Source organism: Clostridium sp. chh4-2 (assembly GCF_002899675.1).
Lineage (GTDB): Bacteria > Bacillota > Clostridia > Lachnospirales > Lachnospiraceae > CHH4-2.
The window spans coordinates 250,403-260,785 of the sequence record NZ_PKUU01000006.1 but is presented as its reverse complement, the minus strand read 5'-3'; the positions used below and the strand labels follow the sequence as shown (position 1 = coordinate 260,785).

Below are 10,383 nucleotides of genomic sequence, written 5' to 3'. Positions count from 1 at the left end.
ATAGTAATTTTGCAGGCTATATAAATACAGCAAGCGTTGTGTCGACATTAAGTGCTAACGGTATATATACAGCTACACAAAATTGTATAGTGGCTGGATACATTAATCTTAAAATGAACACAAACTGTTGCGTATTAATCAATAACACCACAATTGGATATTATTCAGCTCCAACCAATGTTAACATATATGTTAGTGCTTACTATCCATTAAAACAAGGTCAGCGAATTGCTTTTAATATTTCAAATACCCCGCATGAATTCTTAGTGAGGGTATTTGAAAGGAATTAACTATTATTCTTTATAATCATTTATCTCGCATATACATAAAGGCTGGCTATTTCTGGGTTTCGTATGTCATCGTTAAAACTGACTTTATGAACTGTTATAGTAACAATATCATTAGTACATTCTGTAGTTAACTGGTATCCCCAGTGATTATATTCATCGCTGCCTCCTCCGCACCACACGAGACTTTTATTGTAATTTTTAATCGCATAAATGGGGATTAGATTACTGCCTGTATAATACACATTATCATCTATAAATACCCTGACTACTAATTCAGTAAAAGAGGAGATATTTATAGATATTTTCAAAAAACTGGTTACAACGAGTCTCCAATCTTTGTTTTGTTTATTACTATATTATTGAGCCAAACAATAAAAAATGAAAATTCCGAGCCTGAAAGGGCTCTTTTTATATATTTATACACCATTTTTGCATAAAGAAAGGAGTAGCTATGGAAAAAATTAAAATTGGAACTGGTGAAACACCATACGAGATCAAGGGGATTCGACCGATAACCCCAAATGTCATGCAGATTGTGTTTACCGGCCCGGTTCCTACTACTTGGGGAGACATTACCATCTATACCGAAGATGGTACAGAAGCAACTACTTTGGCAGGGTATGAGACGGTCTATCGTGATGAGGGGCAGACAGTGTATTTGTCCAACGATGGCAGCGTGTATGTGCCGCAGGAGGAACCGGGAGAGGTATTGCCGCCAGAGCCTTATGTTCCTACCCTGACGGAGCTGCAGGCGGCGAAAAAGCAGGAGATTGCGACCGCCTGTGAGAAGATTATCTATGCTGGTGTGAATGTCCCCCTGTCAGATGACACGGTGGAGCATTACAGTCTCACAATCGAGGACCAGCTCAATCTATTTGGTAAGCAGATCCAGGTTGCCGCAGGTCAGGAAGCGATTGAATATCACGCCGACGGCCAGCCTTGCCGGTATTACAGTGTGGCAGATATGCAGGCCATCATCCAGGCGGCCATGTGGCATGTCAGCTATCACACCACGTACTGTAATGCCCTTAACATGTGGATTGCCGGCTGTCAGACGGTGGAGGAGGTCCAGGAAATCTTTTACGGCGCAGATGTGCCGGAAGAGTACAGATCAGAGGTGTTAGATGCATATCTTGTAGAGATAGCTGCTGAGATTGGGGTGGACAAAGATGGCGCACAGGATGTTGAATAAGTACTTGATATTGTTTGAGGTAGGAGGATTGCTGTACATACTGCTAGAACTGGCCTGGAGAAGGTGGAGCCATTGGACCATGTTTGTACTGGGTGGCCTGTGTTTTATTGGTCTTGGGCTTATCAATGAGGTTCTGCCCTGGGATATGCCTTTATGGCGACAGATCCTAATCGGCGCCGGCCTGATTACGGTATTTGAGTTTTTGACCGGATGCGTGGTTAACTTGTGGTTAGGCTGGGGCATATGGGATTACAGCAATATGCCAGGAAATATCCTGGGGCAGGTGTGCCCACAGTATTTCCTTTACTGGTTACCTGTGAGCCTGGCCGGAATTGTACTGGATGACTGGCTTCGGTACTGGTGGTTTGGCGAGGAGCGACCGCATTATAAATTATTTTGAAAGGACGGTGCCATATGTGATTGAAACGGAGTTCATTGAGCGTTTGACAAAAGTCGAAGAGCGTTCTAAAAGTAACACTCATCAGATTAATGACTTGAAGCCAGTCATAGAGGAGATACACACGATGTCTAAGACTATGGTGGAGTTGATTGGTGAGGTAAAACATACAAATGAGAATGTATCCAACATGAAAGAAAAAGTGGAAAAGATTGATGAAAAGGTAGAAGAGATCGAGAATCGTCCGGCAAAGCAGTGGTCCGGCACAAAAAAGACTTTCTTCACATCAATAACCAGCTCCATCGGAACAGCAGTGGCAGCTGGTATTTTATATTTAATAAGTAGAGGAGGACTATAAAATGAGTGAGAAGACTAAAAAGTGGTTAAGAGCTGCGGGGATCCGCGCGGTTAAAACAGTAGCACAAACGGCGGTTGCTACGATCGGCACGGCCGCAGTACTGGGGGATGTAAGTTGGGCTATGGTGGCATCTGCCTCTGTACTGGCCGGAATACTGTCCCTGTTGACATCTGTGGCCGGCCTTCCGGAATTGGACAAGCCAGCCTGAGAGGAGGTGGTCCCATATCTCCCGGCCGGCAGGGTTAAGCCGGAGCTGTTGCATCGGTGCAACTTGTTGCGATATCGCAACTTTTCACGGCCTGGAGAGATCCGGGCCTCATCAAGTTTTCTAAGCTGTATGTAAAGTAATTGTAATAGTATGAGCAAAGAACTTACAATTATTTATATTCAGTACTATAATGGCAGTAAGTATAATACAAGGAGGAAAAAAGATGGAGATAAAAAAGCTACTGACCCCGTATAACCATAAGGAAGGAACTGCTGACAGGATCAAATATATTGTCATCCATTATGTAGGAGCTACAGGTAGCGCTGAAGCTAATTGTAAATGGTATGCTGGTGGTGATCGCAATGCCTCTGCTCACTATTATGTTAATTTTGATGGAAGCATCTGGCAAAGTGTGGAAGATCATAACATTGCTTGGCATTGTGGAGCAAAAGCATATGTACATCCGGAGTGCCGCAATGCGAACAGTCTTGGAATTGAAATGTGTGTTCGGAATAAAGGAAGTCAGGCAGATACGAGCCATGATTGGTACTTTGAGGACGCCACGGTTCAGGCGGCGATTGAGCTGACTAAGGAGCTGATGGCAAAGTACAACGTTTCTGCAGACCATGTAATTCGCCATTATGATGTAACGGGTAAAATCTGTCCAAATCCATATGTTTATAATACAACAAGCCATACATGGATGGAGTTTAAAAATGCATTAGGAGTTGGAAATACAAAGAAATCAGGTTGGATGGAAGAAAACGGCGGCTGGCGTTTTTATCTGGGGGATACTGGAAATTATGTATCAAATAATTGGTACAAGGATAAGGATAAATGGTATTGGTTTAATGGGGACGGAATCATGGTGTCGGATACCTGGTATCAATACAAAGGAGACTGGTATTATCTTGGAACGGATGGAGCAATGGTAAAAGGCTTACGCGAGAGCGAGGGAAAATGGTATTACTTGGATCAGGAGGGTAAGATGGCAACGGAGCCAGTGATATTGACACCAGATGAGGATGGAGCATTGCAGTATCCGGGGCTGGCGGAATAAAAAGTGGGAGGCCGTTATGACCTCCCGAATCCTAAATCTTATAACTATGCATCCCGACATTAGTTACTGTAAATATTATAGCAGTTAAACGCTAGTCTGTGTAAACTAAAAATGTAACGTAGACATACTAATTCTGCGTTTTAAAGCCACAATTCTGTAGGCCTTATTTTAACTCTAAAAAGACGTTTCTTCATTATATAAAGTTTTACTGCTAACAAACATTATCCTGTATGCTGTCTTAATCCGGTAAGACCGTTGAATATGGTGCTCTTTCCCACATTCGGGTTTCCGGCCAGCGCTATTACTACACGATTGTCTTCCATATAATTCCTCCATTTTATAACCTAATAGTTACATATGATAAGGAAACTCCAGTAGTGCCTGCCAGACCATAAATTCCTTTGTAAAGTTGTGGAAAGTATGAAGACAAGAGATTTATCACAGCCCTGTTAAACCGTGCTTAAAATGCACTGCATGTACAATTAACGGCACAAAGCCGCTGCCAACCATTAAAAGGTCGGCTCGCGGCTTTGCTAAGTCGGAATTTAGTTAAATCGGAGAACATTCTCCGCAGTCTAATTTTTTAACGAATATTTCCTGAATATTTTCCAGGCGCAGCCCGATTACAGCGTTGCGGACCAGGTAGGCCCTCATGCCCTTTGAATTGCCCTGAAGAACGCATTCGATTTCCCCTTCCGGGATAAAGCCAAGATCGTTTAAACGCGTTGCCATGCTGTCTTCGCTGGCAATCCAAACAATACGCGCGTGTTCTCCTACATCTATCTGAGTTAATGGAATTACCATGTTGTTCACATCAATAAGTTCAGCTTTATTATAATATATGCCGCCCTCTCAAAAGAGTGCAGCATATATTATAATAAAGTTATACAGTTATCTTTTTCTGATAATAGCGGACTCCGCATGAGAGGGAGAAACAGATCATGAAATAAACCAGCGCAATGAATCCATATAAGGTAACAATCTGCGCCGAACTTCGGAGCTGCCCCATAACAACCGTGCTGTTCCGCATAAATTCAGCGATATCAACCACCTTCAGAAAAGAGGTGTCTTTAATGATTGTGATGACCTGAGAAAGCAAAGCTGGGATAATGCTTTTATACGTCTGCGGCAGCACGATATAGAATAAGGTCTGCCAAAATGAGAATCCCTGGGAAGCCGCACTTTCAAACTGCCCTTTTGGAATCCCGTTTAAGCCGCCGCGCACGATCTCAGCCACAACTGCTGTGGTAAATAGCGTGCAGGCCAGCACTGCCTTCACATTGGCATTTCCCTGAACCGTAAACCGAATCCAGAGAATCCACAAAATATTGGGCGTACAGCGGAAAAATTCAATATATGCACCTGCGAGCCCGGAAAATACAGCCGCTTTGCCGCGGCAGAAATGGCGGATTAAAGCCATACCTGTACCGAATATCAAACTGAGAACGATGGTGAACAACGCGATTATTATTGTCAGTCCCAGCCCCTGCATCATAAACAGAAAATTTGCTTTTGTAAAAATGGAACCCAACACATCGCCCATTTATGCCACCTCCTTCCGCTTTTTAGGAACAGGAGTGCGCTTAGCGCGGATTTCCAGCCACCTTGCCAGTTTGGCCAGAGGGAAGCAGATGATAAAATATAAAATCGCACAAGGCAGATAAGCCTGCATGAAGAATCCACGGTCGCTGCCCCAGGAATCTGCAAAATACATCAGATCCATGCCGGCGACCATAGCCAGAACAGAGGTATTTTTCACCAGGTTAAGCGCCTGGTTTGCCAGAGCGGGCATGATGATTTTAACCGTCTGTGGGAGCACGATAAACCGCATTGTCTGAAGATAACTGAATCCCTGGGAGTAAGCGGCTTCGAACTGTCCCTTGGGAACCGCTTCAATTCCGGTTCGTATGACTTCTGATATGTAGGCGCCGTGATAAATCCCCACGCCGATTACGCCCAACGTGAACTTGGGAACCCTTCCCCCGATCAGATACGGCAGACAGGCATAATAAAAAAAGACCTGCACTGTCAGCGGCGTATTTTGAAAGAATTCAACATAGACCCGTGCGAGAAGCTTTAAAGGTTTTACTTTTGTTGTAGATAACATACCAAAGATGATACCAAGAACCAGCGCCAACAGGAGACCTGTCAGCGCTACTTTTAATGTCATAAGAAAACCCGGTATGTATTTTTCCGGGAGGACAAGGAAAAATGCCTCCCACCGTTTTACGTCAAATAAGTCTTTAATCATAAGAATTATTCAATTCCCCATTCTTTTAACATATTGTCCATTTCACCGGAAGTTTTAAGGTCAGTTACAACGCTTTCTGTCAAATCAGCAAGGCCGGTATTGTCTTTTTTGGAAACAACGCCATATTCCTGCTCAGCAAATCTGTCGTCCAGAATGACCGTTGTATCATCGTTGTAACCTGCAAGGATCGCACGGTCAACCGCGAATACATCGATATTCTTAGCTGCAAGAGCTGCCGCTAAAGATGGGTATCCGTCAAATTCTTCGAATTCAGGAGAAACATCGATTCCTTTTTCCGCAGTGTAAGCGGCAAATCCGTCTTTTGTGGTAGAACCCTGTGCAACGCCGATGATTTTCTTATCAAGATCGTTGATAGATGTGATGCCGGAATCCTTTAATACCATCAGGCCGACCGCATCGGTATAATATGGTGATGTGAAGTTCCAGGTCTCTTTACGTTCAGGAGTGATGGTAAATGTTGCGATAACCAGGTCGACTTCACCGTTGTCAAGAAGCGGTCCTCTCGTTTTCGCGGTTACGCCCTGGAATGCAACCAGTCCCTTTTCCTTCGCTTCATCTGCCGTACATCCGAAGATCCTGCCTGCGATTTCATATGCCAGGTCGACTTCCAGACCTTCATACTCCTTAGTCTCCGTGTTCTGCATACCGAACTTTGGAACATCAACCTTGCATCCCACTTTTAATTTACCTGCGTCGATGATTTTCTGCACGTCTGCGGTCACGTCTCCGGACGATGCTGCAGCAGAATCGGATGATGCAGCGGTTGTGGCTGAGTCTGCGGCAGTGACAGCTTCGCTGGATGGAGCGGCAGATTCAGCCGGCTTATTACCGCCTGAACATCCTGTTAAAGCCACTGACATTGCCATAGCGGCAGCCATAATAAATGCACTTGTTTTCATAGTCCTGTTTTTCATAATTAGTTCCTCCTCATATATAAATAATGGTGTAGCTATCGGGTTAATGAAGGATTTTGCTCAAAAATGCCTTTGTGCGCTCATTTTCCGGATTTTCAAAGAAATGTTCCGGCGTTCCTTCTTCTACAATTGTTCCGTCATCCATAAAGATAACGCGGTCTGCCACCTGTTTTGCGAAGCCCATCTCATGAGTAACGCAGACCATGGTTATATTTTCTTTGGAAAGTCCCACCATAACGTCGAGAACTTCCTGAACCATCTCCGGGTCCAATGCGCTGGTCGGCTCGTCAAAGAGAATCAGTTTCTGTTTCGTACAAAGGGCCCGCGCAATCGCAACACGCTGCTGCTGTCCTCCGGATAAATTCTGGGGATAACAATCCGCCTTATCCGCAAGGCCAACCCTCTCTAAATATTTCATGGCCTCAGCTTCCGCCTGGGCTTTCGGAACCTTCTGCAGTTTGATCGGAGCCAAAGTGAGATTTTGAAGCACCGTCATATGCGGATAGAGATTAAACTGCTGAAATACCATGGAAGAGTAATTCTTTGCGATTTCTCCCCGGTTTTTCTTGGTAACTTTTTGATTGTTGATGTACACTTCGCCGGATGTCGGCTCCTCCAGGTAGTTCATGCAGCGAATCAAGGTACTTTTTCCACTTCCGGAAGGCCCGATAATAACAAGTTTCTCACCTTCATTAATTGTTAAGTTGATATTTTTTAATACTTCCAGATCACCAAAATCTTTTTTCAAATTTTCGACCTTTACCATCTTACATGCCACCTTTCTTAATTTTAGATTTGTTGGAAATTAAATAAGCGCCCAGAGGTATCTCTATGATTTCCATAAAGAAATACTCTCTGAGCGCCGTTGCCCATGTTATGTTAAGTTGTAACTAGCTGTTTTTTGAATTATATTCGTTTGAAAATAAAATGTCAAGAGTTTTTACAAAATATAACAATAATTTAACTGTTACAACCACAATTTTTACACTGTAATTTCCGCTGTAAGTATTTTCAACAGTTGCACCGGAATCCAAAGTGTGCTACAATTTCCCCATTAAACAATGATTTCAAAAGAAAGGAACCTACAATATGAATCTGTTATACAAGAGCACTCGCGGGGGTGAAAATAACGTTACGGCATCCCAGGCAATTCTGAATGGTCTGGCCAAAGATGGAGGCTTGTATATGCCGGAATCGATCCCAGCACTGGACGTACCGGTTGATAAACTTGCTGGAATGACATACCAGGAAGTAGCTTATGAAGTAATGAAGCTTTTTTTGACGGATTTTACTGAAGAAGAGCTGAAAAAATGTATTACAAACGCATATGACAGTAAATTCGATACAGAAGTGATCGCCCCGCTGGTAAAAGCCGACGGCGCATATTTCCTGGAGTTATTCCACGGAAGCACAATTGCGTTCAAGGATATGGCTCTTTCAATTCTGCCATACTTAATGACAACAGCAGCAAAAAAGAATCATGTAAATAATGAAATTGTTATTCTGACTGCTACCTCAGGAGATACCGGAAAAGCGGCTATGGCAGGATTCGCAGATGTGGAAGGAACCAGAATCATTGTATTTTATCCGAAAGACGGAGTCAGCAAGGTGCAGGAACTCCAGATGGTAACCCAGAAAGGCGCCAATACCAGCGTAGTTGCAATCCATGGCAATTTCGACGACGCCCAGACCGGAGTTAAAAAGATCTTCGGAGACAGCGCATTTGCAGAGAAATTAGCGGAAAAAGGCTATCAGCTGTCCTCCGCAAATTCCATTAATATAGGAAGATTAGTACCGCAGATCGTTTACTACGTTTACGCTTATGCCCAGTTAATCGCCAATGCGGAGATTAAAAACGGCGAGAAGATCAACGTGGTAGTGCCTACCGGAAACTTCGGCAATATTCTGGCCGCATACTTCGCAAAACAGATGGGAATCCCTGTTAAGACTTTAATCTGCGCGTCCAACGACAACAAAGTATTATATGATTTCTTTACAACAGGAACTTATGATAAAAAGAGAGAATTTATTCTCACAAATTCCCCGTCCATGGATATTTTGATCTCCAGCAACTTAGAGCGTTTGATCTATTTAAGCACCGGATGTGACGGAATGAAGACGGCTGAACTGATGAACGAGCTCAGCACCCAGGGAAGCTATACCATCACAGATACCATGAAAGAGAAATTAAAAGATTTCTGGGGAAATTATGCAACCCAGGCCGAAAATGCGGCAACAATCAAGAAACTCTATAATGACACCGATTATATGATTGACACCCATACCGGTGTTGCAGCAACCGTTTATGACAAATACCGTGAAGAGACAAAGGACAGAGCCAAGACGGTAATCGCCTCAACGGCAAGCCCATATAAGTTTTCTCGCAGCGTTATGGATGCGGTGTTTGGCGACCAGAGCGGACAAGATGAATTTGCTTTGATCGATGAACTCAGCAGAGCTTCCGGCGTTCCGGTTCCAAAGGCAGTGGAAGAGATCCGCAATGCTAAGGTTTTACATACAAAAGAGTGCGATGTAGACCAGATGGAAGATACGGTGGCTGGAATTCTCGGGTTATAAGAGATAAAAAGATTCACAAAAGAGACAAAGTGGTATATAATAAGGAATGAAAATATATTTCAAGAAAATGGAGGTTTGTGATATGTTAGTTTCGGCAAAGGATATGCTTGAAAAAGCAAGGGATGGCAAATATGCAGTAGGCCAGTTTAATATCAACAATCTTGAATGGACAAAAGCTGTTTTAGCAACAGCACAGGAATTAAATTCTCCGGTTATTTTAGGTGTTTCAGAAGGCGCCGGAAAGTATATGACAGGATATAAAACAGTTGTAGGTATGGTGAACGGAATGCTGGAAGAGATGAACATCACTGTTCCGGTAGCTCTTCATTTAGACCACGGCGGTTTTGAAGGATGTTTAAAATGTATCGAAGCAGGCTTTTCTTCCGTAATGTTCGACGGATCTCATTATCCAATCGAAGAAAATATTGCTAAGACCACAGAACTTGTTAAGATTTGCAAGGAAAAAGGACTTTCTCTGGAAGCTGAAGTTGGTTCCATCGGCGGAGAAGAAGACGGCGTAGTTGGTGCCGGCGAATGCGCAGATCCTGATGAATGTAAAGCCATCGCAGATCTTGGCATTGATTTCCTGGCTGCCGGTATCGGCAACATTCATGGAAAATATCCTGCAAACTGGCCTGGTTTAAGCTTTGAGACTTTGGCAGCTGTTAAGGAAAAAGTTGGGGACATGCCATTAGTACTTCATGGCGGTACCGGAATTCCGGCAGACATGATTAAGAAAGCAATCAGCCTCGGCGTTGCAAAAATCAATGTTAATACAGAATGCCAGCTTTCATTCGCAGCAGCAACCCGCGAATATATCGAAGCAGGAAAAGATCAGCAGGGCAAAGGCTTCGATCCTCGTAAACTGTTAGCTCCTGGTACAGAAGCAATCAAAGCGACTGTTAAAGAGAAGATGGAATTATTCGGATCAGTTGGAAAAGCCTGATTGAATTTTGCACCACTAATGATGTCAGAAAGCTGACCTTTCGATGAATATCCACGAAAAATAAAAAAATTAAAAAAACTACTTGCTTTTTTGCAGGAAATAGTTTATTTTAATAAAGAACGAAGGCGTTCTTCCTTAATAGGGAGAGCGCCATTTCTATTGTATGTTC

General features: G+C 43.3%; 14 protein-coding genes. 8 read left to right on the top strand and 6 right to left on the bottom strand.

Annotated elements, in window-relative coordinates; genetic code table 11:
- The 6 genes from C0033_RS27300 to C0033_RS08760 form a co-directional block, all read left to right on the top strand.
- On the top strand, positions 1-290 hold a 290-nt coding region (locus C0033_RS27300), incomplete at its 5' end, for a hypothetical protein (protein ID WP_207656861.1).
- 451 nt (positions 291-741) lie between these two features.
- Positions 742-1,482 (top strand): acyl carrier protein, encoded by a 741-nt coding sequence (locus C0033_RS08780; protein WP_103227474.1) that lies wholly within the window; start codon positions 742-744, stop codon positions 1,480-1,482.
- Positions 1,460-1,882, top strand: a complete 423-nt coding sequence (locus C0033_RS08775) for a hypothetical protein (RefSeq protein ID WP_103227473.1) — start codon at positions 1,460-1,462, stop codon at positions 1,880-1,882. The genes C0033_RS08780 and C0033_RS08775 overlap by 23 nt, the downstream gene beginning before the upstream one ends.
- A gap of 124 nt (positions 1,883-2,006) precedes the next feature.
- Positions 2,007-2,237 carry a hypothetical protein gene (locus C0033_RS08770; RefSeq protein ID WP_242984454.1) on the top strand — a complete coding sequence of 77 codons (231 nt, stop codon included), beginning with the start codon at positions 2,007-2,009 and terminating at the stop codon, positions 2,235-2,237.
- A gap of 1 nt (position 2,238) precedes the next feature.
- On the top strand, positions 2,239-2,445 hold the full coding sequence (locus tag C0033_RS08765; RefSeq protein WP_103227471.1) for a holin: 207 nt from the start codon (positions 2,239-2,241) through the stop codon (positions 2,443-2,445).
- Between the two features lie 223 nt (positions 2,446-2,668).
- Entirely contained in the window at positions 2,669-3,505 is an 837-nt protein-coding gene (locus C0033_RS08760) for a peptidoglycan recognition family protein (protein WP_103227470.1), read from the top strand.
- 221 nt (positions 3,506-3,726) lie between these two features.
- On the opposite strand, the gene C0033_RS08755 is transcribed toward C0033_RS08760, so the two are convergent.
- The 6 genes from C0033_RS08755 to C0033_RS08730 form a co-directional block, all read right to left on the bottom strand.
- The gene (locus tag C0033_RS08755; protein ID WP_242984453.1) at positions 3,727-3,828 is read right to left on the bottom strand and encodes a FeoB small GTPase domain-containing protein; all 102 of its coding nucleotides are present in this window, start codon (positions 3,826-3,828) and stop codon (positions 3,727-3,729) included.
- Between the two features lie 226 nt (positions 3,829-4,054).
- A complete protein-coding gene (locus C0033_RS08750; protein WP_103227469.1) occupies positions 4,055-4,309 on the bottom strand; it encodes a FeoA family protein in 255 nt (84 codons plus the stop codon).
- A gap of 79 nt (positions 4,310-4,388) precedes the next feature.
- Positions 4,389-5,048: an amino acid ABC transporter permease gene (locus tag C0033_RS08745; protein ID WP_103227468.1), complete on the bottom strand. Its 660-nt coding sequence runs from the start codon at positions 5,046-5,048 to the stop codon at positions 4,389-4,391.
- The gene (locus C0033_RS08740) at positions 5,049-5,756 is read right to left on the bottom strand and encodes an amino acid ABC transporter permease (protein ID WP_103227467.1); all 708 of its coding nucleotides are present in this window, start codon (positions 5,754-5,756) and stop codon (positions 5,049-5,051) included.
- Positions 5,757-5,761: 5 nt separating this feature from the next.
- Entirely contained in the window at positions 5,762-6,691 is a 930-nt protein-coding gene (locus C0033_RS08735; RefSeq protein ID WP_242984452.1) for a transporter substrate-binding domain-containing protein, read from the bottom strand.
- Between the two features lie 43 nt (positions 6,692-6,734).
- On the bottom strand, positions 6,735-7,457 hold the full coding sequence (locus tag C0033_RS08730) for an amino acid ABC transporter ATP-binding protein (protein WP_103227466.1): 723 nt from the start codon (positions 7,455-7,457) through the stop codon (positions 6,735-6,737).
- 323 nt (positions 7,458-7,780) lie between these two features.
- Here C0033_RS08730 and thrC point away from each other — a divergent pair, with 323 nt between their 5' ends.
- Positions 7,781-9,268: a threonine synthase gene (thrC, locus tag C0033_RS08725; protein ID WP_103227465.1), complete on the top strand. Its 1,488-nt coding sequence runs from the start codon at positions 7,781-7,783 to the stop codon at positions 9,266-9,268.
- An 82-nt stretch (positions 9,269-9,350) separates the two neighbouring features.
- Entirely contained in the window at positions 9,351-10,214 is an 864-nt protein-coding gene (gene fba / locus C0033_RS08720; RefSeq protein ID WP_103227464.1) for a class II fructose-1,6-bisphosphate aldolase, read from the top strand.
- Positions 10,215-10,383 lie beyond the last annotated feature (169 nt).